Origin of the sequence: Alkalihalophilus pseudofirmus, assembly GCF_029094545.1 — a bacterium.
Taxonomy (GTDB): Bacteria; Bacillota; Bacilli; order Bacillales; family Bacillaceae_D; genus Alkalihalophilus; species Alkalihalophilus pseudofirmus.
In genome coordinates this window covers 2,309,717-2,333,944 of sequence record NZ_CP117835.1, presented here as the reverse complement: position 1 = coordinate 2,333,944, position 24,228 = coordinate 2,309,717, and the positions used below count along the sequence as shown (strand labels likewise).

Genomic DNA, 24,228 nt, shown 5'->3' with positions numbered 1-24,228 from the left:
TATGAAGCCAATATTTTGGATCGTTAAGTGAAATCATTATTCATTATTGAATCAATAATCAGTTCAAAAAAATTATCACTAACATATTTTGAGGGAGTCCACACATTATTTTCTTTATGAAAGAAAGTTCGGTTTTGAAAATGTTTAATCGGCCAACCAACTGAAGTTTCTAATAAAATAGGTTTTCCATTTTCAGTAACAAAGTCCATAGCACATAAGTTAAAATTATACTTTTTTGCTATTGAAAAGGCAGTCTCAATTAATTCTGTCGTAAAAGGGTCAAGGGCATTAACCGTTTCAACATTATTTGAACCAGATGCAAAAGGCACATTATTTTTGTTGTATCTTCTTAACACACACACATATTTATTTGCTATAACATGAACTCTCCAATCCCCTTTATTATCTTTACAAAAATGTTGCCAAAATAAATAGTTCTTTTGATTTTGATCAAAATGTAAAGGGATTCCAGTACTGAAAGCGAGTTTAATTTCATTTATTGCTTCTTGCTTATTATTTATTAATCGGATGTTACTTGAACCGGCTCCTTCTTTTGCCTTAGAGATAAATGGATAATCAATTTTTTCGATTATTTCTTTTGCTTTCGCTTCAGACTGTAAATAGTAACTTTTTGGCATGTGCTCATATAATAATTGATACTGTGCAACTTTATCATCATATAATTGAGCTTCTAATAGGGTAGGAATTAGCTTAACATCTTTTTTTGATAATTGTTTCATCATTTTTTTATTTTGTTCTCTAAATTTTGGATGGTGGTTCATGTGTACAAAGACTGTATTGTTACTGTTATTTGGGATTTCATGTGAATATTTAAAAATATTAACGTTAACCCCTTTTGTCTTTCCTGCATGAAACAACAATTCTCCCCAATTACGGTTATCTTCATATGCATAGATCATTTTTTTCTCCCCTTTAAGAAAGTTCAGCTTCTAATATTAGATATGATTTCAAGAAATCTTTTTACGTAACTTTCTGACCGATATTTTTCTTCGATTTCTTTTAAAGCATTTTTAATAATTTTTTTTCTGAAACTATCGTTAGTAAGTAAGTTTGATAATTGCTCCACAGCACCATCAATATCACCAAGTTTATACAATAAACCATTAAAAGAATGATTAATAATTTCGTTTTTACCTGGTCTATTTGAACTAACTACAGGACAGCTGCAAGCCATTGGTTCTAAAACATGATTGCCAAGTCCTTCACTTGGAGATGTGGATAATATGCACCCACCTGATTTACCAATTGTCAAATAAAGACTGGGCATTAGGTCATTTGGTATTTGGGGTATAATTTTAATATTTTCTTTTTTTATACCCAATTCTTTACATCGATTTTGTAAAAGGTCAATACGATTATATACTTCACATGTTGCTACATTACTAATCACCCATAATTCTATGTTCTGGTCTTTATTAAGCAACCCACAAATATCAACCCACTCTTTCCAATTTTTAGTGCTCATTACTCTGCCTACATACCCAATTACTTTATAACCTTTTTTGGGTATGGGGATATTGTCATTTGTTTCATTATTATTAGAAGAGAATTTATCTGGGACGAAATTTAGATCTACATATACAGGTATATTCTTAACTCTTTTTTCAACTAATGGTTTAATATAATTTGCGATACAAATTATTGCATTTACTCTATTAGATTTTTTTATTTGTTCTAGTACATTTGTGACGCTTGAACTCCAGCCACGAATTTCAAAAACTATTTTTCCTTTAAACTTTTTAGGGATAGTATCTATATATTTAAGTGAATATATATAGGAAATAATGTCATAGCTTTTTTTTGAAAGGTGATTATAAAATTGATTTTTATTTTCAATAAAATAATGAGGAATGTCATTAAATAAATATTCGGCATTACCCCGTTCAAAAAAAATTACTTCTGCATTAATTTTATTCTTCCTTAGCGCCTTTATTCTATTACTAGTAGTTACTTGTATTCCGGCAAGGTTAGGCGGACGATCAACTATATAAAGTATATTCATAATTTTCACTCTTTCTTAGTAGAAGATTCGCATTAAATATTCTCAGAACTAGTTGTTTTTAAAGAACAATTCCCAATCTTTTTTACACAATTCCCAAGTCCATTTATTAACAATTGTTTCACGAATATTCTCCCTGAATTTCTCACAAGTTTTTTTGTTATTTAATAATATAAGCACGGCTTTCTTTATTGCTTCAGAATTTCTATCTACTATTAAACCATTCTCTCCATGTTGAATTAATTCTGGTACAATTCCAACATTAGTCGCAATTATAGGCACTCCACATGCTGCCGCCTCTAAAACTGGCATAGGATGCTGTTCTGAAATGCTTGAACAAATAAACATATCTAGAGATTGGTAAAATTGAACCATTTCATTACGAGTTACTTTTTTTTCATTAAATGTTCGTAGCTCTAATTCCACATCTAGACTTTTCAAAGCTTCGTAAACAAGATCAATTCCTTTGTGAGAACGATGAGTTTCAGTATCGATACGACCGACCCAACCAATCTTAACTTTTTTATTTTGGAGGGGAGTATTAATAGGTTTGAAAATATCTTCAAAAATACCAGTTCTTGTTTTATAGATGGAACATGATTGATTAAAAAGATTATAAATTTCAGATGAACCCGTATTGATTCCTTGAAGTGTCTCAGAAAATTCTATAAACGATTTTTTTATTGTTCCATCTCCATTAATAAATTTATTTGCACTCCTAATTGAACTTAATCCTGAGGCAATTTTGTTAGGGTTAATTCCTTTTTTTGTTAATTGTTTAGCCATTGAAATAGATGGTGCATAAATAGTATCGTATTGACTTATCTTTGAAACTTGTAATTGATTATAGAACTCTAATTGGAAAGTCAAATCTTTAAATTGTAATGACATTAAATCACGAGCACGATGCTCCCATGCCCATCCTGGGTGGTCAGCAAGTAATAGAATTTTTTTCACTATTATCACTCCTTATTTCAATTACTTTCTATCAATTTAGTAAGTAATAATTCTAACGTGAATTGTTAAAATTTTTAAATTAATTTTACAATATATGCTATAAGTATAAAGATGGCCACGGTATTTGTACTTTAAGCGTAAACTTCAATAAACTGTTTTATTTATGAAATGTTTGATAGCATTCGAATGAAAGGAGTATTAGTATTGATTGGTGTTAGATTATGGAATAGGGGCTTAGTAAGTAGCATTCAAAAAACTTATTGTTTTAAACGAAATTTCTAATAAACCGATTTTTTTATTTTTTATTAATTTCAAATAGGGTGGATAACCATTCTTGTACGTTAGGTTGAATTTGCCAATGAGTTAAGATATTCATTCTTAATTCATTCTTTAATCCGTTTAGTACCTCTCTATTATTCAAGAGATCTTTTATTTTTGTAACAAATTCCTTTGGGCTATCCGTGTCTAAAATTAATGATTTTGCTTTCGGAGTCGCCCATTCTTTTATAATTCCTATATTTGTTGCTAGGACTGGAACGCCTGTAGAATAGGCTTCCATGGCAGGGTTTGGTAGACCTTCGTTAGAAGCTGTAACAAGAAGAAGATCTAGAGATCTATAGAAATCAGGCATGTTCTCATGAGGGATTCGTGATGCTTTAGTAGCTTCTACGAATTTAACATTTTTATTATTCTCAAAGGCCTTTTTAACTTCGTGATACAAAGTATAATAGTTTTTGGATAGTTTACTGTAATTACCAACCCAACCTATAGTAAAAATAGGATTGGTATTAGTCTTTTTTAACAATAATGGTTTGAATTTTTCGCTATCTACAAAAGACTTTACATATTTGACATTTGTTTCAGGGCTAATCATTTTTATAGTCTGAGATAACTTTGGATTAACAGCTCCAACCTTTTTTATTTTTTTTAATACTTCATTAACAAAAAGCTCATTCGGTTCTACATGGTCACACCATTCACGAAAGTCGTTTTGATTGTTGATGAAGTGGCTATAAGAACCTGCAATTGAAGAGTCTATTCTAATATTGTGTTTAAGAAGTGCATTAGCACTCCATAAGCTCAGCGTTGAAATAACTTCGTATGCTTCATTAATTTTGTGTGCCCCTATTTTTTTGATTAAGTTTATTAAATCGTGGTAAGACATAATATCTAATGATTCATGATATTTCTGTAAAATAAGAGCTCTTTGCCCTTGTATCCACCATATCCTATCATAGATGAGTAAATGCTTTCGCATAATTATCCCTCCAAAAACTATTTATTTATTCCATCTCCTAATTGAATGATATTACCACCTTCTTTATACTCTCCTAAGATGTTTTTTGTGTCATAAATTAATTTTGCTTGATCTATAATTTGTTCTATAGGGATCTTAGAATGGTCAGTCAAAATTAATACACAATCGCTTTCATTTAGTACGCTGTTTGTTAGTGGGCTGTTTTTTAGAACAGTACCTTCAATTGAAAATGAATCAATAAATGGATCGTGATAAGAAACTAAGGCTTTATTGTTTAATAAGGCTTTTATAATAGGAAGAGCAGGGGAGCTTCTGACATCATTTACATCTTTTTTGTATGCGACACCGTAAATCAATATGTTTTTATTTTCTAAAGAGCCATTCATCGCCTCTTTTAATTTATTGATAATGTGTGATGGAATTTCATCATTTATCTGATTTGCTAACTCTATAAATTTTGATTCATGACCTACTTGATTTGCTTTCCATTGGAGATACATAGGATCAATCGGAATACAGTGACCACCTATACCAGGTCCAGGGAAGAATGGAGAGAATCCAAATGGCTTGGTTCTAGCAGCTTCTATTACTTCCCATACATTTATATTAAGTTTCTCACAAATCTGACTAACCTCATTTATAAACGATATATTAATGAAGCGGTAACTATTTTCTACTACCTTAGACATTTCGGCGATTTCTGGAGAGGTTACCTTTACTGTTTCTTTAAAAACAGAAGAATATAAATCTTCAACTTTCTGTAAACACGTATCCGTCACTCCACTAATAACTTTAGGTATGTCTTCTAATTTAAAATGAATATTTCCAGGGTCTATTCTTTCAGAGGAATATGCTAAAAAGATATCAATACCCACCTTTAAACCGCTTTTCTCTATAATTGGTTTTAACTCTTCTCGTGTTGTCCCGGGGTATGTGGAGCTTTCAAGTATGATTAATTGGTTTTTCTGTAAATGTGGCACTAAAGAATGAGCTGCATTTCTTAAATAAGTTAAATCAGGTTCATTTTCCTTTGTTAAAGGAGTAGGCACACAAATGATGATCACATCCAAATCTTTCACTACATCATATTCATTACTCACAAGTCTCGAATTATTAGCGAAAGAGGTTAGGATTTCTTCATCGCTTATTTCATTTAGATAACTTTTATTTGCTAATAAACTGTTTATTTTATTTATATCCTTATCAATGCCATATACTGTGTACTTTTTATCTGAAAATAATAAGGCAAGCGGCAGCCCGACATATCCGAGGCCAACAATACCTATTTTATCCTCTCTTGACTCTATATTACTCTCTACGTCGCTCATTCTAGCAGTTCTCCTCTCCTAATGTTAATTCTAGTTCCGTTAATATACTATGTATGGATAATATAAATGGAACGGGGACGGAAATGGAATTTATAGCTGATTTTATTCATGTATTGGTGGAGTGACGTGGATGGACACACTAGAGTGACTATTGTGTTATAAAAGGGTTGCATCTTAGATCCATAACTTTTGGAGTATATAAATATTTTCATTGCGTGGAGGTTTCTAACATGAGAGAAGCTAATGAGGTTAAAAAAATTGCAATTTATACAGTTATTATTGGAAAGTACGACGCTTTACTTAATCCTGCTTTCATTGATGAAAATATTGATTATATTTGTTTTACTGATGATAAATATCTAACTTCTTCCATTTGGAAAGTAGTGTTAGTAGAGACGCTTAAATTAGACAATGCAAGAGAATCAAGAAGATATAAAATTTTACCTCATTTATATTTAAGGGAATATGAAATAAGTATGTATGTAGATGCTAATATCAAAATTTTAACAGACCCAAGACCTTTTTGTTTAAATAGTATAAAAAAAGCTCCTATAACATTGTTTTCCCACCCTGTGAGAAAGTGTATATTCAAAGAAGCCGAGGTTTGTATAAAGCTAAAAAAAGATGAACCAAGGATAATTCACAAACAAATGGAGTTTTACAAGTCTAAGAATTACCCTCTAAATAATGGATTAGTCGAATGTGGCGTACTGATCAGAAGGCATAATGAACAAGGGGTTATAAACATTATGAATGATTGGTGGTTGCATGTGAAAAATTATAGCAAGAGAGACCAATTAAGTTTTAATTTTGTTACTAAAGAAGTAAAAGACGGCTATATTAACTTGCTCAATATGAATTTAAGGAACCATGAATGTTTTAACGTAGTAAAGCGTTCAACTTGATAAATTACTCACAATATTGTCAATTCTACCACACTTCATAAGTTGCCCCCCTTGAAGCTGTGATATGGGAAGTATAGCATTATTACAATTTTCAGTGTATTATCGTTTTGAGCCAGATTATGGGTATGTTCATGTTATTTGATTTATGCTTAGCTATAAGTTGAACAAAAAAGAAATCATAAAGAAACGTCTGTAAATCCTAATTTAATCATGACTGAAGGGTCGGATTTCCACAATGATGACATCAGTTAGGTCTATTTCATTTCAGCTAAAATGATGTTAGTGACCATTTCCTTTAAGCGATGAGTAAACGTATGTTTATTCATCGCTTTTTCATAGCTTGCTTTAGCAATTTGTTTTCGTTCTTCATTATGAGTTAGAAAATGATCGATTTTCCTTACTAAGTCTTCTTTAGTTGAAAAAGAGATGATTTCTTTTCCTTCTTCAAAATGTTTTCCTACGTCTGTTTTGTTGTCAATAAGTTGAAAGCCCTGTGCTGTAGCAATATCAAACGTTCGATTGTTCACACTTTCATTTAGAATTTGCAGTGTGTTTTCATTTTGGGCAAGATTAAAAGGCCGATGTGTGTTTAGGTTGATTTTTGCTTGATTGAAGTATTTATTAGCTTTTCTGGGTGTTACCCAATGCGGGTGGATAGAAAGAGTTTTATACATATTTAAGTCATTGATATATTCTTTCCACTTACCACCAACTAACTGGATGGAATAAGGAGTATGGGTGAGTAAGAAGTTTATCAGTTCAACACGGTCGGGGTAAGGGTAGCCTACCAATGATAGATCAGTTAGTGATTCAGTCTGATGAACAGGCTTATAAATGTCTGGATCAGAGCCTAGCGGGAGGTAGTGAACATTTTGATGTCCAGCTTTCTTATACGTACTAACTGCTGCTGTATCTATTGAAAATATATAATCATAATGGAAGATTTGTTTTAGGGTTCGATCAATATAATATGGGTCTTCAGTTAACCACACAGCGGTTTGAATCCCTCTTTTTTTACATTCTTTTAATATGTGTGGAGGGATTTTAAACCCAAGCATTGTGATCATGATATCTTGATGGTTCAATTTGTTTTTCATTATCGTAGCAAGTGCATTTTGATAGGAGTCGAAGATTGTAGGGTAGTTTAAGGCCTTACATGCTTTAACAATAGATTTATCAAAAGATTGATAGATCCGTCCATATCCTGATTGTAAATATAAAATACGCATATAGCTGCCTCCTTTTTACATACTGCTCTATTCTATGCAGACACATGACAGAACGGAATAAAGACCCGTGCAAAGCACAGGTCTTTAAGAAGGTAAGGATTAATCTTCAAAGAATACTCAGTTAATGATGTAACAAATTAAAAAAACAGTTTAGGCTAAATACCCAAAGTTATTATGGAAGAATATATGGTCCTAGTTGGTCACAGGGAATATCTCTGTATGTTCTAGATGTAGAAATTTCAGTTGCATATATGATTCTAACAGTAGTACAACAATTTTTTTTGTTTATATTTGTTAAGATGATCTCAGCAATTGTACCCGCTCCTGCTACAGGATCACCTTGACCAACTCTGAAAATCGCTCCATTGATTACTAAAGAAGTAAAGTAAACAGGAGTTTCTTTAGCAAATTGGTTACATAAGCAGGCACACGATCTCTTTTCTTTTTTCTTCTTAGATTTATTCTGAGGGTGCCCATCTTGATTTCTAGATCCGCAACCACATCCGTATTGTTTAGGTTTAATGGAATTGAATTTATTCATATTATTTCCTCCTAATATAGTTTAAATCCTTTTCACTAAGGTTACTATACTCTATGTTTTGGAGGTGAAATGGTATAGGTTTGTGGCTAGTAAATGTAAAAACAGGCAAGATGCAGCGGTGATTTGTCTGTTTTTACTAGATTTCAGACAATCAACAGTAAATCCTGTATCTTAAAATTACTCACCTTTCAGAAATAGTAAGATTACATATAAAGATATATATGAGCTGATACTCTTTTTAACGAAGATGGTAAGTTCTATAGAGATGCTGCTTTATGTACCATGAGCAAGAAACTATTCACTATATGTTACCTAAATTAAATGATGTTTGTTGTTGAAGTGGTGTGTACCTCAATAAAAGACAAAGAAATTAAATTAAAGTTAAAAAATCTGCCAGTATAACCGGCAGATTTTTTAACTTTATAGCTCTTCATATAACACTATATTTTTACAGTCAGTTGTAAAAGTATAATTCTGAATATTAGGGTTGTCTCCTTCACAAGGGCTTCCACCCGGACGAGAAACAATCCTAAAAGTAGCACAGCAATCCTTTATTCTAACGAGTGTAATTCGACAGATGTTCAAAGGGGGACTACTGAAAAACGGATCTCTTTCATCTAAAACAAAGTTTCTATCGTCTACTACTAACTTTGCTAATGCAACATTTGTTTCGCCTTTGAATTCGTTACAGAAGCACCCCTCACATTTTTGCTTATCTTTCTTCGGTTTATGGTGGTGATGATGTGTTTCAGGTGATCCAGATCCACATCCACAGCCGTGGTAATTTGAATCTAAAGAATTAAATCTACCCATTTATATTTCCTCCTAAAATTAATTTCCCTTTTTAAAAGGGATACTATACTCTATGATCTAAGATAAAGTTGGTATAGTTTTCAGACTAGTACAAATAAAAACAGGCGTTACGATTCTATGAATAGCCTACGAATACTAGATTTTTAGACGTATATAACATGATTTGACAAACCGAATGCAGATGACGTCAGCATCCGTCGAAATATGCGCTTACCCGGGAAATTTACATTTTCCCCATGGAAATAGGGGAATGGAAGGAGTCTATCATGACAACAAAACTCTATTATGAATCAGCCTACTTAACACATTTTGAAGCTAGTGTTATAAAGAAGGATACAGACGAACAGGGGGATTACATCGTATTAAATCAAACCGCCTTTTACCCGACTGGAGGTGGACAGTCTTGTGATAAGGGACTGCTAGATGATGTGAACGTTAACCAGGTAGAAGAAATAGAAGAGGAAATAAGACATTATATAGAGAATTCTGTTTTTAAGTCTGGTCAAAAAGTTCATGGTCAAATAGATTGGAATAGGAGATTTGACCATATGCAGCAGCATGCAGGCCAGCATATCTTATCAGCCGCTTTTGCTGAACTGTTTGGCTATCAAACAGTGGGGTTTCATTTAGGCTCAGAAGAAGTAACCGTTGATATAGAAGTTTCTCAACTGACAACAGACGAGGCGGAGAAAGCGGTCCACTATGCAAATGAAATGATCCAAGAAAACCGAGCGATCGAGGCAAGGTGGGTGAGTGAGGAAGAAGCAAATCGTTATCCGCTTCGCAAAGAACTCTCAGTTAAAGGGGATATCAGGCTTGTGATTATTCCTGATTTTGATTACAACGGCTGCGGCGGCACCCATCCAAAACAGACGCTTGAGGTGCAGGGGCTGTCTATTACGGGCTGGGAAAAGCAGCGAAATCATATTCGCGTCAGTTTTTTGTGCGGGAATCGTGTGTTTAGGCAATTCACCGAGCAAAATCAAATTCTACAGAAACTGTCCCAAACACTAAATGCGCCGTCCATTAAACTGCCCGAAAAAGCAACAAGCCTTATTGTGAAACAAAAAGAATTGGATAAAGAGCTGGAGCAGTTAAAGGGTGAATTATTTAAATATGAAGCAATCGAATTACTGGATAGCTGTGAAGTGGTGAGCAATCAATCACGATTATTTAAACACTTCGAAGACCGTTCAATCAAGGAACTGCAGCAGCTTGCGAAAGATGTTGTCGAAGAAAATGATCAGGCTGTGGTCTTTTTTGTATCGGAAACAGCTGAAAAAACTCAACTTGTTATGGCTGTCGGAAAGGCGGTAAATTCTGTTCAAGCGAATATGATGATGAAAAAGGTACTGCCTTATATAGATGGAAGAGGCGGTGGAAATCAACATTTTGCTCAAGGCGGAGGAAATAAAGGGGCGGACGTCGAATCATTATTTGAGCTTGTTAGAGAGTTATTCTAGAGATGAACGAGAGAGGCTGCAGCTGTAGTCTCTTTATTATGTAAAAGTTCACATTACATATCGCATCAGAAGGTATGTTCTGCTATGATAAGGAGTGGACTTTTACAGAAAGCATACTAGATAAGGCTGATAGACTGTATAGTAAGGAGATTATGATTTGATTAAACCATTACCATTTACAATATCAAAAACAGAAAATTTCTTTGATCAATTAGGTGATTATGTCGGAGATGTCTTTTATGACATCTTGCCTGAAAAGGGCTATGAGCTGCGTGATGAGCAGATATTTATGGCTTTTCAAGTGGAGCAGGCGTTTAAACAGAAGAAAACGATCTTTGCAGAGGCTGGAGTAGGGACTGGAAAGACATTTGTTTACCTCCTTTATGCGATTTGTTACGCACGCTATATGCGTAAGCCTGCAATTATTTCCTGTGCAGATGAGACGTTGATCGAGCAGTTAGTGAAAGAAGGCGGAGACATCGAAAAGCTTCAAAAAGCATTAGGACTTAACGTCGATGTTCGTCTTGCAAAAGCGCGTGAACAATATGTCTGTATGAAGAAGCTCGACCCGCTTTCTAACCAAACAGATGATGAGGATATTTTGCGTGTGCATGATGAGATTCCTAACTTTGTGTATGATCAGTCAACCTCAATGAATGCATTTAGAAGCTATGGTGACCGTAAAGAGTATCCATGGGTGCCAAACGATAAATGGGAGCAGATTGCATGGGATCCGTTGCAGCAATGTTCCACCTGTGATTGGCGTCATCGCTGCGGGCAGACGTTAAACCGTGAATATTACCGTCATGCTGGTGATTTGATCATTTGTTCACATGATTTTTATATGGAACATGTGTGGACGAAGGAGTCAAGAAAACGTGAAGGACAGCTGCCGCTATTGCCTGAGGCGAGCTGTGTCGTGTTTGATGAAGGTCATTTATTAGAATTTGCGGCTCAAAAAGCACTAACGTACCGCTTCCACTCTGAGACGTTAACGACTGTCCTTACCGGCTATATGAGCCAGGATGTACGCGAGGAATCATTATTTGCGATTGAGGAGCTTCTTGCTCTTCATGATGAATGGTTTGATGTGCTGAGAGAAACGGCTAAGCAGGTAGAGGGCTCACAAAGACGTGAGGTGCCTCGTACAAAAGAAATGCAAGCTCTAGCTTCTAAAATGGATAAGCAGGTGCAGATTATTTTAGAGCAGCTTGTTTTTGATTCTGAGTTATTTGTGCTTGAAGATTATCATATTAAAATGATTGAAGAGTACTTAGAGTTCTTCTCTTACGGGTTATCGATCTTGTTAAAAGAAGACGAGGGGATTTTCTGGCTTGAAGAGAACGCAACAGAGACCTCCTTTGTTATCATGCCGCGGCTGGTTGAAGATATCTTAAAAAAAGAAGTCTTTACTCAAAACATACCGTTCGTTTTTTCTTCTGCGACATTATCGCGTAATAAAGATTTTTCATATATGTCTAACAGTCTAGGAATTGACGAGTCTCTTTCGTTCTCTGTCGAATCACCATTTGATTATGATGAACAGATGAATATCTATGGCCATATTGATCAAGATGAAGAAAAAAAATGGGAAGAGATCGGCAGTAAGCTTGTTGAAAATGGCGGCCGCTCGCTCATCCTATTTTCTTCTGTAGAAGAAATGAACCGATTTAGGAGCTTTACAGAACAACAAAACTGGTCGTTTCAAATGATCTATGAAGGTGACGGGGAAATAAGTGAAGCGGTGAAAGAGTTTCAATTCAATGAAACAACTGTCTTATGTTCGTATCATTTATGGGAGGGACTTGATGTTCCTGGACAGTCACTAACACAAGTATTGATCTCATCCCTGCCATTCCCGCCACAAGACCCAGTATTTAAAGCGAAGCGAATGCATGCGCTAGATCCTGTTGAAGAAGTAGATGCACCGTATATGCTGTTAAGGCTTCGTCAAGGGATCGGTCGTTTGATTCGCAGCAGTGAAGACAAGGGAGCTGTGCATATTTGGATGAATCGAGCTCAAAAAGAAAAACATGAAGCAAGTATTCAAGAAGTTTTTCCTGTATCACTGAACTGGAAATAAACCATATTGGAAGCCGTGCGTAAATAATCGCACGGTTTTTCTCACAAAAGTGTTGACAGCGAATACAATAGCGAGTAAGATTATCTTAAATTCAAGACAATCGCACCGACAGACAAAATCGGTTAATTATTCAACTAATATCTTAAATTCAAAACACTTTGTCTTAAGATATTTTATTTTAGAATAATATCTTGAATTTAAGATAGTGTGTAAGATGGATGGAAAATGGTAACAGTAAAGCAAGTAAAGGTTGCTTATCTCAGTTTACCGACTGATCACATAAATAAAATATGCTGAGGTGAGATGGATGGGATTTTTAGAAAAATTATTCGGGAAACCAACCCAAAAGGAGAATGAAACGATGTCAAACGTAAAAGTAGCAATCATTTATTACAGTTCAACAGGTACTAACTACAAGATGGCGAAGTGGGCAGAAGAGGGAGCAAAAGCACAAGGAGCAGAAGTGAAACTAGTTAAGATTCCTGAGCTTGCTCCCCAAGCAGCGATCGATTCAAATCCAGCGTGGAAAGCTCATGTAGAGGAAACAAAGGACGTACCTGAAGTAACGCTTGATGATCTAGAGTGGGCAGATGCATTTATCTTCAGCGTACCTACACGCTTCGGTAACATTCCTGGCCAAGTAAAACAATTCCTTGATACAACTGGCGGACTTTGGTTTAACGGGAAGCTTGTTAATAAAGTAGCAAGTGCAATGAGTTCGGCTCAAAATGCACATGGTGGACAAGAGGCTACGATCTTAGCACTTTATACTACGATGCATCACTGGGGAACGATTGTGGCATCACCAGGTTACTCAGATCCAGTAACATTCGCATCAGGCGGGAATCCATACGGTACAAGTGTAACTGTTGACCAAGATGGAAACATGAAAGAAGACGTAGAAGAAGCAGTAAAATACCAAGCAAAACGTACAATTGACATTGCTTCACGTATTAAAAGAGGAAATGAGTAAGAAGAAGAAGTATAGTTAAAAAAAGAAGCTGTCCCGAGGGGCAGCTTCTTTTGTTTTGGATTAATTATTCTTCATTAGATGGTCTAGTCGTTTGGAAAGGGAGTGTTTCCCAGAAGCTAGTGTCGACTGTATCAATCGAACCATCAGCAATGGCTTTTACTGTTGAATCTAGTGTATTAACCGTTTGTCTGATTAAGTAGCCGTTACTTTTTTGACCAAGAACCGCTGTCGGATTCGTATGATCACTCATCCCGCGCATTTCAAATAATAGTGTAGCGATGTCATAACGCAATGCGATTCCGTTACGGCCGATATTGTCGCCGCTGCCACCATTATACTTGCCAAGATGTCCCCAGCCTTTTGATTCAATTTCATGGAAGACAACCGCGCCTAGTTTCTTAGAATCCTCAACAATAGCAGGATCTACATTTGGATTTGTAGGGTAAAGAATAGAACCTGATACAAGCTTTCCATCACGCTCGCTTTGAGTGCCTTGGTGGTGAAGGTCAATTAAGTAATCGATTTCATATTTTTCAAATACGTTTTCATAGAGGGCACGAGCTTCTGGCTCCATTTCATCGATTGGCTTGTTATGCTCACGGTTTAAATCAATATTATTTGCATTCGTACGTGTTAGGTGGCGATCTCCGCTTGCAATGTAATTATCCGTAGAGAAGTTTACATCACCCATAGCCCCGTCGGCATTCAACATTGGAATGATTAAAATGTTTACGTTATCTAAAACAGAACTCGTCTTGCCTGTTCCTAAATGTTTGATAAACTCCATTGCACCTTCAGTTGTTAACTGCTCATTTCCATGCTGCTGGGTTAAAAATAGGATGGTAGGATTTTCTTCATTTGAAATATATTTGGCCATATAAATGTCACGGCCTTTAACTGTTTCACCAATAACTTCAAGCTCCATTGCTTGTTGTCTTTGTTCTTGCTTCTCTAAGTAATCAACTAATTCTTCATATGTAGTAAGGATGGAAGTTTGAATGGATTCATTCCCATTATAGTTTGGACCATTTCCCACCGCTCCAACAGGAAGGCCTGCCGTTGTCAGTGCACCAAACGTCATAACACCTGATAAGGATAATGCTAGCATTGTCTTTGTGATCTTTTTCATTCATTTTCCTCCTCTAAAGAAATATGGGTAACTTACTAAAAATAACTATATTTTAATAATAAAGAAAAGTGAATAATCTGTGAATAAGGAAGAAAGACTGTTTTGGGGATCGAAATATTAGGGAGGATAGAACTATTAGTGTGAGGTTATCTATCAAGGCTTGATTCAAAAGTTCGGGATAAGTAGATAAAAGATTCCTATATTATGAGTATACTAATATATTTATGATGAATGCAGGTGGGAAAGGGCTTTCTCGAATGAAAAAGAACTAGAATCTATTGTTTCCAATAAAGACCAGCCCTGTAGAAGAGGTTTTTTTGTCATCACTCGTGAATATAGTAGATACATAAGAAAACAACCTAAAAGTGGTGATGCTCATGTTTATTGAAACCATAAAACGACCAGAATTATTAGAAGCCATTATTCATAGTATTGATGAAGCCATTCATGTGGTAGATGCAAGTGGGATCACGATTTTTTATAATGACAGGGCAGCCCAGAATGATGGAATCTCCATACATGATGCCCTCGGAAAACATGTGCTTGATATTTTTCCATCGTTAAATAAAGAAAACAGCACCTTACTCAAGGTCATTGAAAGCGGCCAGCCTATCTACCAGCAGCATCAATCGTTCACAAACATACGGGGGAAGCTTATAGATACCGTGAATACAACGGTTCCGATCTATTCTGGAACAAAATTAATTGGTGCGGTCGAGATTGCCAAAGACCTTTCTACAGTCAAACAGCTCTCACAAAAATTAATCGACCTGCAGTCAAGTGTGGTGAGTCAGCAAAAACCAAGTCTGACCACAGGTGCCACCTATACATGGGATGATCTCATTACACAAGATGCGCAGATGTTGAAAGTGATTGAGCGAGCCAAAAAAGCGGCAGCCACTTCTTCACCTATTATGGTCTATGGCGAAACAGGGACAGGGAAAGAGCTGGTTGTCCAATCCATTCATCAATCTTCAAAAAGAGCAAAGGAAACACTGATCGCGCAAAACTGTGCCTCCCTGCCATCCACGTTGTTAGAGAGTATGTTATTTGGAACGAAGAAGGGGTCTTACACAGGAGCAGTGGACCGGGCGGGTTTAATTGAACTGGCACATGGGGGAACCTTATTTCTAGATGAATTAAATACGATGCCGCTTGATTTTCAAAGTAAATTATTGCGTGTATTAGAAGATGGCGTAATTAGAAGACTCGGAGGCTCACAAAGCTATCAAACGGACGTACGCTTTGTTGTAGCGCTGAATGAGCATCCTCATGTATGTATGGAAAAAGGGATCCTAAGACGAGATCTTTATTACAGACTGAATGTATGCTTGCTTGAGATCCCGCCTTTACGCGAGAGAAAAGCTGATATACCCTTGTTAATGGAGCATTTTAGAAAGAAATATAATTATACGTTTCAAAAGCTTGTTACTCATATTGACGAGGATGTATTAGAGCTTTCTAGCAGGTACTACTGGCCCGGAAATGTGCGAGAACTTGAGCATGTTGTTGAATACGCAATGATGATGACAGAAGGAGATGCGATTCATCTAGACCATCTCCCAGCTTATCTAAAACAAGAGTTGATGAAGCATTCAAGCGTAAAACGAGAGCAGCCAGAGCGAAAGCGTTCATTGCGAAAAACGCTTGAGGAGACCGAGCGAACGTTAATTAAAGAAGCGATTCAAGAAGCAAAAGGAAATGTCTTGCAAGCAGCCAAACGGCTTGAGATACCAAGACAAACACTTCAATACAAGCTGCAAAAATTACACATTACGTACGAGGAGGGCAGAACATGAAAGAAACCGTGCAAAAAGCTTCATTTACAATGGAGCTTACAAAAGATGATTTTAATAAGCGGCTTAGAGTGGAAGCGTTTAGAGGCAATGTAGACGATGTCGCAGCCTTTCTTTTAACAGAGGCCAAGTCAGGAAACTATGAAAAGGTGATTGTTCAATCTGCCGCTAGCCAATGGCAGGCATTTCTCAGGCAGGGGTTTGAATTAGAAGGTGTGCTAGAAGGATTTTTTAATGGAAGCGATGCGCATGTGATGACTTTTTATACAACAGACGCAAGGAGAACAAGTTCAGCTTGGCAAGAAGAGCAAGATATTTTAAAAGCGGTTCAAAAGAAATATGTAAAGCCCCATCTAAATGATCTTCCACTATTATACCAATTGCGAAAAGCGACAGAAGTGGATGCAGAAGCATTGGCCCATCTATATAAAACGGTGTTTCCTGTATACCCTACGCCAATGGATCAGCCAGAGTATGTCCGCAAAATGATGGCGGGCGGCAGTCTTTTCTGTGTGACTGAGTATGAAGGAACCATTATCAGTGCCGCGTCGGCTGATGTAAATGAAACCTTTCATCATGCTGAACTTACGGATTGTGCAACCTTGCCAGAACATAGAGCTCATGGGTTGATGAAGCATCTGCTCTTAAAGTTAGAAGATGAGCTAAGGACAAAAAGTATTTACTGTGCCTTCTCTCTTGCGCGGGCGAAATCATTTGGAATGAATGATGCCTTCTTCCAACTCAGCTATTCATATGGAGGCCGGCTGACGAATAATTGCTACATTTTCGAGGATCTTGAGGATATGAATATTTGGGTAAAGGATTTATCACAAACGTAATACTTTCTAGCGGAAAACGAGCTGCCAATAATTAGTCGAGTGCTGATTATTAGGCAGCTTTTTTTGGTTGGTTTTCCTTATAGAGTGCCAGAAAATCGGCAACTGTTTTCATTCAAGTAAGACCCAGCCCATTTCTTTTGCGTCTCGGTATAACCAAAAACATTGATAAACCAGCCTTAGGTGCCCAATTTAGGTAAGAGATGAACAATTGGCATGCTCCTTGCTTTTACTATTAGGGAGTAGATAAAAGGGGGAGATCATATGTGGATGGATTTATACAAACCTGATCGTCATTGGAAAGAGATATCTTTATGGAAAGATGTCACAGATGAGCAGTGGAACGACTGGATTTGGCAGCTCACTAATACCATTCGTACGTTAGATGACTTAAAGCAAGTAATCAATCTGACGCCTGAAGAAGAAGAGGGCGTGCGGATTTCGACGAAAACGATTCCGCTAAATATTACTCCTTACTATGCTTCATTAATGAATCCAGATGACCCGAGATGTCCGATTCGAATGCAGTCGGTGCCGATTGGAGAAGAAATTTACAAAACGAAATATGATATGGAAGATCCGTTAGAAGAAGATGAGGATTCTCCTGTTGCGGGCCTTACACACCGCTATCCAGATCGAGTGTTATTCCTTGTAACTAATCAATGCTCGATGTATTGCCGCTACTGTACACGCCGCAGGTTCTCCGGGCAGATTGGGATGGGCGTTCCGAAAAAGCAATTAGACGGGGCGATTGACTATATTAAAAACACACCTGAGGTTCGTGATGTTTTAATTTCTGGCGGTGACGGTTTATTAATTAATGACACGATCCTTGAATATATTTTGAAGAATTTACGCGCTATTCCGCATGTGGAAATCATTCGCATCGGAACTCGTGCGCCGGTTGTATTCCCGCAGCGAATAACTGAAAATTTGTGCAATATTTTAAAGAAATACCATCCAGTCTGGCTGAACACGCATTTTAATACGTCGATTGAGATTACTGAAGAGTCTAAGAAAGCCTGTGAAATGCTTGTCAATTCAGGCGTGCCTGTTGGAAACCAAGCAGTTATTCTTGCTGGCATTAATGACAGTGTGCCGATTATGAAAAAGCTATGCCAGGATCTTGTGAAAATTAGAGTAAGACCGTATTACATTTATCAATGCGACTTATCAGAAGGGATCGGGCATTTTAGAGCGCCGGTCTCAAAAGGACTTGAAATTATTGAAGGCTTAAGAGGGCATACATCCGGATACAGTGTACCGACCTTTGTCGTAGATGCTCCGCATGGCGGCGGCAAAATTACTCTTCAGCCAAATTATATGATCTCACAAAGTCCGGAAAAAGTGGTGCTTCGTAACTTTGAAGGCGTAATTACGACCTATCCAGAGCCGGAAAATTATACAGCAGGTACAGCTGATGAGTACTTTAACGGCGTTTATCCTGATACGGCTCTAAAGCATACAGATGTAGGCATTGCTTCTCTTTTAAACGACAGTCAGCCAACATTAACACCGAAATCATTAAAGCGTCATGAGCGTCGCGTGGCATATCAGTCAACCGGTGAACATACAACTTTAAAAGATAAACGTGAAAAGCGTGACCAGCTGAAAGAAAAGAAGTACCAAGCAGAATTAAAAAAGAATGCGCCAAAAGAGGAGCAGCCAGAACAAGAGGAGAGTAAAGAGAAGGAGGCGTAACAGATGCGATGTGTTTGGTGCGAGGAGGAGAGTGCAAAAGAAACGACGTCTAGTGTGTATTGGGAGCTTCCAGACGGCACAAGGGCGATTGAAATAACCAACACTCCGACCATTGAGTGTACGGAGTGCGGGATGATGTATCAGGATGATCAATTAATTGAAGAACTTGAAGACCACCTTGTATTAATCAATATCAAAAATGTACCGAACTGTATCTCTTATAAAGCACTTATGGCAGAGCCGAAATTGTTAAAACGTAATTACTTCCGTTTTTAAAAATGGCAGCAGCAACGAGTGTGCGGAGGGGTGGGGAGGTTTGTGAAAAAAGATCAGTCGCTTGTCATTAAACCGTTGTTAGATGAAAATTATCCAGTCATTTCACACGGTGAGGGCATCTATTTATATGATAAGGACGGAAAAGCTTATATCGATGCCGCCTCAGGTGCTGTGACTGCAAGCATTGGACACGGCAACGCGGAGATTATTGAAGCGATGAATGAGCAGGCAAAGAAAGTCTCTTTTGTGTACCGGTCTCAATTTACCTCAGATGCTGTAGAGGAGCTTGCGCGTGAGTTGAATGAATGGGCAGGTGGAGACGAGGATTATTATACGTTTTTTGTTAACAGCGGCTCAGAGGCAACAGAAACAGCGATGAAAATAGCGATTCAGCATTTTCAAGAGAGGGGGCTGCCTCAAAAAAATAAAATTATCTCCCGCTGGACCAGTTACCATGGAATTACGATCGGAGCACTGTCAATGTCTGGTCATAAAAAGCGGCGCGAGCGGTTTCACAGCTTATTAGCCGATTATCCAGTTGTCGCCCCTCCCGCGTGCTACAGGTGTCCATTCGGTGAAACGTATCCTGCTTGTCATTTAAAATGTGCAGAGGATCTTATTACGGCAATTGAAAAAAATGGTGCAGAGCATATCGCAGCTTTTATCGCTGAGCCGATTATCGGAGCGGCTGGGGCAGCGATTGTTCCGCCTCCTGGCTATTACGAGCGGATCATGGAGATTTGCCGGGAGAATGACATTTTGTTTATCGCAGATGAAGTGATGACCGGAATTGCGAGATGCGGTACACCTCTTGGTATCAATCATTGGAACGTATTGCCTGACATTATTGCATTAGGAAAGGGGTTAAGTGCTGGCTACACCCCGATGGCTGCGGCCTTATGTACGGAGACGGTTCTCGAGCCGATTAAAAACGGCTCCAATTTCATCATGAGCGGACACACATATAGTGCCAATCCGCAATCTGCCGCAACGGCCTTAGCAGTTTTGCGCTATGTAAGGAAGCATGGTCTGATTGAGAGATCAAAAGAAAATGGGACATATTTGAAAACAAAATTAAAGTCGCTGTTTAACCACTTCGCATGTATTGGAGACGTACGTGGTGCGGGAATGATGGTCGGCATTGAATTTGTACAGCACCGTTGGTCAAAAAAGCCGTTTGACAGCCAATTAGGGTTTACACAGAAGCTGGTTAAAGCCGCACAAGACAATGGATTATTAATCTACCCGGCTGGCACAGCACGGTCAAAAGGGGACGGTGATGCTGTAATCATTTCTCCTCCTTTAATTACTACTAAAGATGAAATAGATGAGATTGTTCACCGGTTAAAACAATCGATAGAGCAGGTTCTACTAGAAATGCCTAGCTGAGATAAGATGGGAGGAGTGGAGATGGAGGCCAAAAGGTCGTTAAATAAAATAGGTACCTTATCAGATGCCCTGTCTGTGATTCACGATGGCTCAACTGTGATGTTTGGCGGATTCGGAGGAATCGGAAATCCGCCGACCATTATTCGCGGGATGTTAGAAAAAGGCGTGAAGGATCTTACCTTAATAGGGAATGATTCGGCCTTTCCGCATATTGGAATCGGACAAATTATTAAAAATAAACAAGCAAAAAAGTTGATTGCTTCCCATATTGGCTCCAATCCAGTGGCAGGTCAGTTGATGACAGAAGGCGAATTAGAAGTTGAATTCTCTCCACAAGGAACGTTAGCTGAACGGATCAGAGCCGGCGGTGTCGGCATTCCAGCATTTTTAACCGATGTCGGTCTTGGCAGCATGATTGAAGAAGGAAAAGAGAAAGTCACCTTAAATAATAAAGAATACTTACTTGAAACAGCCTTAACAGCAGATGTTTCCATTGTATATGCCAAAAAAGCAGATACATTTGGCAACCTTATTTATGAAACGAGTGCCCGCAACACAAATCCGCTCGTCGCAATGGCTGGTACATTTACAATAGCCGAAGTAGAGGAGATTGTAGAACCAGGAGAGCTGGCGCCAGAGGAAATTACAACTCCTGGTATTTTTGTGGACCTCATTATTAAGACCGAGGGGGTCGATTGGAAGTGGGTATGGGAGTAGATATCAGAAATCAAATGGCCAATCGTGCGGCTAAAGAAATACAATCAGGCATGATCGTTAACCTTGGCATCGGCATCCCTTCGCTCATACCAAATCATATTTCAAAGGAAGTAGAGGTTCTATTTCATGCCGAGAACGGGGTGCTTGGGATGGGGCCATCACCAAGAAAAGGAGAAGAAGACCCTACTTTATGTAATGCGGCAGGCTATCCGGTAACGACGGTTCGCGGAGCTTCTTATTTTGACAGCGCGATTGCTTTTGGAATTATTCGTTCAGGCTATCTCGATATGACCTTCCTTGGCGGTCTTGAAGTCAGCGAAGACGGAGACCTTGCCAATTGGATTGTTCCTGGAAAAAGAGTGCCAGGAATTGGCGGAGCGATGGAGCTTGCGCAAAAAGCAAAAAAAGTTGTTGTGTTGATGAATCATTTGAATAAGGACGGTGAGCCGAAAATTGTGAAGCAATGCTCCTTCCCGCTTACCGCAAGGCGATGTGTATCATTGATTATTACTGATATGGCAGTGATTGAAGTGACGTCTTCTGGTCTCCTATTAAAAGAGGTTATCGCTCCCCACACGATAGAAGAAGTGATAGCTGCAACAGGCGCAGAGCTTACGATCGCTGATAGGGTTAAAGTCCTTGACCCGAGGAAGGAGGAACATTCATGAAGCCATCTATCAATAAGGCTCAAGTGATTAAACAAAGTATTGATTCAAAAAAGAACGAGATCATTCATTTGCTTAGAGTTTTTGTTCAAGCAGAAAGCACTCAAGGGAATGAACGAGGGGCTCAAAGTCTCGTCATTGAAACACTGCAGCAGATGGGACTTGAAGTAGATGTGTGGGAACCTGATGCAAAGGAAATTACAAGCCATCGTTATTTTGCGTCATCTAGAACAGAGTTCAGAGGCAGCCCGAATGTAGTCGGGGTGTTGAAGGGAACGGGGGGCGGCAGGTCCATTATTCTTAATGGACATATTGACGTTGTACCTGCAGGAGATGTCACGCAATGGAGTGACCACCCATTCAGCGGTGTTGTGAAAGACGGGAAGATGTACGGGCGTGGTGTGACGGATATGAAGGGCGGCAATGTTGCCCTCCTGCTAGCCATTCAAGCCATCCAAGAAGCGAATATCTCTTTAAGAGGGGATGTCATTTTTCAAAGTGTCATCGAAGAAGAGAGTGGAGGAACGGGGACACTTGCTGCTCTTTTGCGCGGCTACAAAGCAGATGCAGCGATTATTCCGGAACCTACCAATATGAAGTTTTTCCCTAAGCAGCAAGGCTCGATGTGGTTTAAGCTGCATGTAAAAGGCTTATCTGCCCACGGCGGCACGAGGTATGAAGGAGTCAGCGCGATTGAAAAAAGCATGACCGTTATTAATCATATAAAAGAGCTGGAGAAGATTCGAAACGACCGTATTACGGACCCGTTATATCAAACGATTCCTATTCCTATTCCAATCAATATAGGCAAAATTCAAGGAGGAGACTGGCCGTCTTCTGTACCTGATCTAGTGACGGTGGAAGGCAGATTTGGAGTGTCGCCTGAGGAGACGATTGAGGAGGCGAAAGAAGAAATGAAGCAATGGATCCGAAGGCTTGCCGAGAAAGATCCTTGGTTCGAAGAGTTTCCAGTAACCCTTGAGTGGTTCGGGGCCAGATGGCTTCCTGGCTCACTTGATCCAAATCATTCATTTATGCAGTTACTTGGGGATAAATATATAGAAGTAATCGGGGCTCCGCCTGTGATTGAGGCCTCACCATGGGGCACAGATGGAGGCCTCTTAACTGAAATTGGCAGCATTCCAACGGTTGTATTTGGTCCAGGTGTAACAGAGAAAGCACATTTCCCTAACGAATATATTGAACTTGAAAAGGTCTTCTCTTGTGCTGAAGTGATTGTGCACACGATCATTGATTGGTGCGGAGAAGAAAAAGCTTAAGCAAGTCACTCTCATTCTATTCGGTCTTAAAATATGCTAGGATTTAAAAGGTAGATTTAATCGATCGTATAGAAAGGGAGATTGTGAGTAGAAATGAAGTTGATTTCATGGAACGTAAATGGCCTGCGAGCTTGTGTGAAAAAAGGATTTCTTGATTTTTTTCATGAGCAGAATGCAGATATCTTCTGCCTGCAAGAGACGAAGCTTCAGGAGGGACAGATTGAATTAGAGCTTGACGGCTATCATCAATTTTGGAATTATGCATTGAAGAAGGGGTATTCCGGCACGGCTGTATTCACGAAACAAAAGCCGATCTCCGTAAGGTACGGAGTAGGTGAGCTAGAATCAGAGGATGAGGGCCGCATTATCACTTTGGAGTTTGATTCGTTTTATTTAGTTAATGTGTATACGATTAATGCAAAACGTGATTTATCTCGTTTGTCAGAAAGGCTGGAATGGGAGGATGCATTAAAAGAGTATCTTCTAGATCTCGATCGGTATAAACCCGTTGTCTACTGCGGAGACTTAAATGTTGCCCATGCCGAGGTTGACTTGAAAAATGCCAGATCAAATCTCGGCAATTCTGGGTTTACTCTAGAAGAGAGGGGAAAAATGACGACTCTCTTAGAATCTGGTTTTATTGATAGTTTCCGTTATTTATATCCTGAGCGGACAGATGCGTTTACATGGTGGTCTTATATGAGAGATGTCCGTGCAAGAAATATTGGCTGGCGGATCGACTATTTCATTGTCTCTAATCAGCTAAAAGAAAAGATTAACGAAGCATCGATCTATGCTGAGGTTTTAGGAAGCGACCACTGTCCAATTGGCTTAGAACTTAATATATAAGAAAAACCACGCAGCTGCGT

22 protein-coding genes are annotated in these 24,228 nt (G+C 38.2%); 13 read left to right on the top strand and 9 right to left on the bottom strand.

What is annotated here, in order from left to right; genetic code table 11:
- Positions 1–23: 23 nt before the first annotated feature.
- The 5 genes from PQ478_RS12525 to PQ478_RS12505 all read right to left on the bottom strand — a co-directional run bounded on the left by PQ478_RS12525 (position 24) and on the right by PQ478_RS12505 (position 5,563).
- Entirely contained in the window at positions 24–920 is an 897-nt protein-coding gene (locus PQ478_RS12525) for an ATP-grasp domain-containing protein (RefSeq protein ID WP_289234480.1), read from the bottom strand.
- Between the two features lie 23 nt (positions 921–943).
- Positions 944–2,023, bottom strand: coding sequence for a glycosyltransferase family 4 protein (locus tag PQ478_RS12520; RefSeq protein WP_289234479.1), 1,080 nt, complete (start codon positions 2,021–2,023; stop codon positions 944–946).
- Positions 2,024–2,071: 48 nt separating this feature from the next.
- A complete protein-coding gene (locus tag PQ478_RS12515; protein ID WP_289234478.1) occupies positions 2,072–2,977 on the bottom strand; it encodes a glycosyltransferase family 4 protein in 906 nt (301 codons plus the stop codon).
- A gap of 295 nt (positions 2,978–3,272) precedes the next feature.
- Positions 3,273–4,235, bottom strand: coding sequence for a glycosyltransferase family 4 protein (locus PQ478_RS12510; protein ID WP_289234477.1), 963 nt, complete (start codon positions 4,233–4,235; stop codon positions 3,273–3,275).
- Positions 4,236–4,252: 17 nt separating this feature from the next.
- Positions 4,253–5,563, bottom strand: coding sequence for a nucleotide sugar dehydrogenase (locus tag PQ478_RS12505; protein ID WP_289234476.1), 1,311 nt, complete (start codon positions 5,561–5,563; stop codon positions 4,253–4,255).
- A 230-nt stretch (positions 5,564–5,793) separates the two neighbouring features.
- On the opposite strand from PQ478_RS12505, the gene PQ478_RS12500 reads away from it, so the two are divergent.
- Positions 5,794–6,468 carry a glycosyltransferase domain-containing protein gene (locus PQ478_RS12500; protein WP_289234475.1) on the top strand — a complete coding sequence of 225 codons (675 nt, stop codon included), beginning with the start codon at positions 5,794–5,796 and terminating at the stop codon, positions 6,466–6,468.
- A gap of 254 nt (positions 6,469–6,722) precedes the next feature.
- Here the strand turns inward: PQ478_RS12500 and PQ478_RS12495 are convergent, their stop codons facing one another.
- The 3 genes from PQ478_RS12495 to PQ478_RS12485 all read right to left on the bottom strand — a co-directional run bounded on the left by PQ478_RS12495 (position 6,723) and on the right by PQ478_RS12485 (position 9,051).
- Positions 6,723–7,697, bottom strand: coding sequence for a CgeB family protein (locus PQ478_RS12495; RefSeq protein ID WP_289234474.1), 975 nt, complete (start codon positions 7,695–7,697; stop codon positions 6,723–6,725).
- A gap of 172 nt (positions 7,698–7,869) precedes the next feature.
- On the bottom strand, positions 7,870–8,238 hold the full coding sequence (locus tag PQ478_RS12490) for a hypothetical protein (protein ID WP_289234473.1): 369 nt from the start codon (positions 8,236–8,238) through the stop codon (positions 7,870–7,872).
- Between the two features lie 420 nt (positions 8,239–8,658).
- A complete protein-coding gene (locus PQ478_RS12485; RefSeq protein ID WP_289234472.1) occupies positions 8,659–9,051 on the bottom strand; it encodes a hypothetical protein in 393 nt (130 codons plus the stop codon).
- A gap of 266 nt (positions 9,052–9,317) precedes the next feature.
- Here PQ478_RS12485 and PQ478_RS12480 point away from each other — a divergent pair, with 266 nt between their 5' ends.
- The 3 genes from PQ478_RS12480 (at position 9,318) to wrbA (ending at position 13,570) form a co-directional block, all read left to right on the top strand.
- A complete protein-coding gene (locus PQ478_RS12480; protein WP_289234471.1) occupies positions 9,318–10,514 on the top strand; it encodes an alanyl-tRNA editing protein in 1,197 nt (398 codons plus the stop codon).
- 157 nt (positions 10,515–10,671) lie between these two features.
- Positions 10,672–12,597, top strand: coding sequence for an ATP-dependent DNA helicase (locus PQ478_RS12475; RefSeq protein ID WP_289234470.1), 1,926 nt, complete (start codon positions 10,672–10,674; stop codon positions 12,595–12,597).
- Positions 12,598–12,904: 307 nt separating this feature from the next.
- A complete protein-coding gene (wrbA, locus tag PQ478_RS12470) occupies positions 12,905–13,570 on the top strand; it encodes an NAD(P)H:quinone oxidoreductase (RefSeq protein ID WP_022627892.1) in 666 nt (221 codons plus the stop codon).
- A 64-nt stretch (positions 13,571–13,634) separates the two neighbouring features.
- On the opposite strand, the gene PQ478_RS12465 is transcribed toward wrbA, so the two are convergent.
- Positions 13,635–14,699, bottom strand: a complete 1,065-nt coding sequence (locus PQ478_RS12465) for a M14 family zinc carboxypeptidase (RefSeq protein ID WP_289234469.1) — start codon at positions 14,697–14,699, stop codon at positions 13,635–13,637.
- 377 nt (positions 14,700–15,076) lie between these two features.
- Here PQ478_RS12465 and PQ478_RS12460 point away from each other — a divergent pair, with 377 nt between their 5' ends.
- From PQ478_RS12460 to PQ478_RS12420, 9 genes are all read left to right on the top strand, one after another.
- Positions 15,077–16,498 (top strand): sigma-54 interaction domain-containing protein, encoded by a 1,422-nt coding sequence (locus tag PQ478_RS12460; RefSeq protein WP_289234468.1) that lies wholly within the window; start codon positions 15,077–15,079, stop codon positions 16,496–16,498.
- The gene (ablB, locus tag PQ478_RS12455; RefSeq protein ID WP_289234467.1) at positions 16,495–17,334 is read left to right on the top strand and encodes a putative beta-lysine N-acetyltransferase; all 840 of its coding nucleotides are present in this window, start codon (positions 16,495–16,497) and stop codon (positions 17,332–17,334) included. Before PQ478_RS12460 ends, ablB begins: the two co-directional genes overlap by 4 nt.
- 261 nt (positions 17,335–17,595) lie before the next feature.
- Positions 17,596–19,032 carry a lysine 2,3-aminomutase gene (gene kamA, locus PQ478_RS12450; protein ID WP_289234466.1) on the top strand — a complete coding sequence of 479 codons (1,437 nt, stop codon included), beginning with the start codon at positions 17,596–17,598 and terminating at the stop codon, positions 19,030–19,032.
- 3 nt (positions 19,033–19,035) lie between these two features.
- The gene (locus PQ478_RS12445; protein WP_289234465.1) at positions 19,036–19,308 is read left to right on the top strand and encodes a YokU family protein; all 273 of its coding nucleotides are present in this window, start codon (positions 19,036–19,038) and stop codon (positions 19,306–19,308) included.
- A gap of 42 nt (positions 19,309–19,350) precedes the next feature.
- The gene (locus tag PQ478_RS12440; protein ID WP_289234464.1) at positions 19,351–20,697 is read left to right on the top strand and encodes an aspartate aminotransferase family protein; all 1,347 of its coding nucleotides are present in this window, start codon (positions 19,351–19,353) and stop codon (positions 20,695–20,697) included.
- A 21-nt stretch (positions 20,698–20,718) separates the two neighbouring features.
- The gene (locus tag PQ478_RS12435) at positions 20,719–21,414 is read left to right on the top strand and encodes a CoA transferase subunit A (protein WP_012959123.1); all 696 of its coding nucleotides are present in this window, start codon (positions 20,719–20,721) and stop codon (positions 21,412–21,414) included.
- The gene (locus PQ478_RS12430) at positions 21,399–22,082 is read left to right on the top strand and encodes a 3-oxoacid CoA-transferase subunit B (RefSeq protein WP_289236978.1); all 684 of its coding nucleotides are present in this window, start codon (positions 21,399–21,401) and stop codon (positions 22,080–22,082) included. The genes PQ478_RS12435 and PQ478_RS12430 overlap by 16 nt, the downstream gene beginning before the upstream one ends.
- Positions 22,079–23,359, top strand: a complete 1,281-nt coding sequence (locus PQ478_RS12425) for a peptidase (RefSeq protein WP_289234463.1) — start codon at positions 22,079–22,081, stop codon at positions 23,357–23,359. Before PQ478_RS12430 ends, PQ478_RS12425 begins: the two co-directional genes overlap by 4 nt.
- A gap of 93 nt (positions 23,360–23,452) precedes the next feature.
- Positions 23,453–24,208: an exodeoxyribonuclease III gene (locus tag PQ478_RS12420; RefSeq protein WP_289234462.1), complete on the top strand. Its 756-nt coding sequence runs from the start codon at positions 23,453–23,455 to the stop codon at positions 24,206–24,208.
- Positions 24,209–24,228: the final 20 nt, after the last annotated feature.

What these genes read in the sequence shown, in the direction of transcription:
- PQ478_RS12525 (WP_289234480.1), bottom strand. Translation starts at nt 920, where the DNA reads ATGATCTATGCATATGAAGATAACCGTAATTGGGGAGAATTGTTGTTT.
- PQ478_RS12520 (WP_289234479.1), bottom strand. Translation starts at nt 2,023, where the DNA reads ATGAATATACTTTATATAGTTGATCGTCCGCCTAACCTTGCCGGAATA.
- PQ478_RS12510 (WP_289234477.1), bottom strand. Translation starts at nt 4,235, where the DNA reads ATGCGAAAGCATTTACTCATCTATGATAGGATATGGTGGATACAAGGG.
- PQ478_RS12505 (WP_289234476.1), bottom strand. Translation starts at nt 5,563, where the DNA reads ATGAGCGACGTAGAGAGTAATATAGAGTCAAGAGAGGATAAAATAGGT.
- PQ478_RS12500 (WP_289234475.1), top strand. Translation starts at nt 5,794, where the DNA reads ATGAGAGAAGCTAATGAGGTTAAAAAAATTGCAATTTATACAGTTATT.
- PQ478_RS12495 (WP_289234474.1), bottom strand. Translation starts at nt 7,697, where the DNA reads ATGCGTATTTTATATTTACAATCAGGATATGGACGGATCTATCAATCT.
- PQ478_RS12490 (WP_289234473.1), bottom strand. Translation starts at nt 8,238, where the DNA reads ATGAATAAATTCAATTCCATTAAACCTAAACAATACGGATGTGGTTGC.
- PQ478_RS12485 (WP_289234472.1), bottom strand. Translation starts at nt 9,051, where the DNA reads ATGGGTAGATTTAATTCTTTAGATTCAAATTACCACGGCTGTGGATGT.
- PQ478_RS12480 (WP_289234471.1), top strand. Translation starts at nt 9,318, where the DNA reads ATGACAACAAAACTCTATTATGAATCAGCCTACTTAACACATTTTGAA.
- wrbA (WP_022627892.1), top strand. Translation starts at nt 12,905, where the DNA reads ATGGGATTTTTAGAAAAATTATTCGGGAAACCAACCCAAAAGGAGAAT.
- PQ478_RS12465 (WP_289234469.1), bottom strand. Translation starts at nt 14,699, where the DNA reads ATGAAAAAGATCACAAAGACAATGCTAGCATTATCCTTATCAGGTGTT.
- PQ478_RS12460 (WP_289234468.1), top strand. Translation starts at nt 15,077, where the DNA reads ATGTTTATTGAAACCATAAAACGACCAGAATTATTAGAAGCCATTATT.
- ablB (WP_289234467.1), top strand. Translation starts at nt 16,495, where the DNA reads ATGAAAGAAACCGTGCAAAAAGCTTCATTTACAATGGAGCTTACAAAA.
- kamA (WP_289234466.1), top strand. Translation starts at nt 17,596, where the DNA reads ATGTGGATGGATTTATACAAACCTGATCGTCATTGGAAAGAGATATCT.
- PQ478_RS12445 (WP_289234465.1), top strand. Translation starts at nt 19,036, where the DNA reads ATGCGATGTGTTTGGTGCGAGGAGGAGAGTGCAAAAGAAACGACGTCT.
- PQ478_RS12435 (WP_012959123.1), top strand. Translation starts at nt 20,719, where the DNA reads ATGGAGGCCAAAAGGTCGTTAAATAAAATAGGTACCTTATCAGATGCC.
- PQ478_RS12425 (WP_289234463.1), top strand. Translation starts at nt 22,079, where the DNA reads ATGAAGCCATCTATCAATAAGGCTCAAGTGATTAAACAAAGTATTGAT.
- PQ478_RS12420 (WP_289234462.1), top strand. Translation starts at nt 23,453, where the DNA reads ATGAAGTTGATTTCATGGAACGTAAATGGCCTGCGAGCTTGTGTGAAA.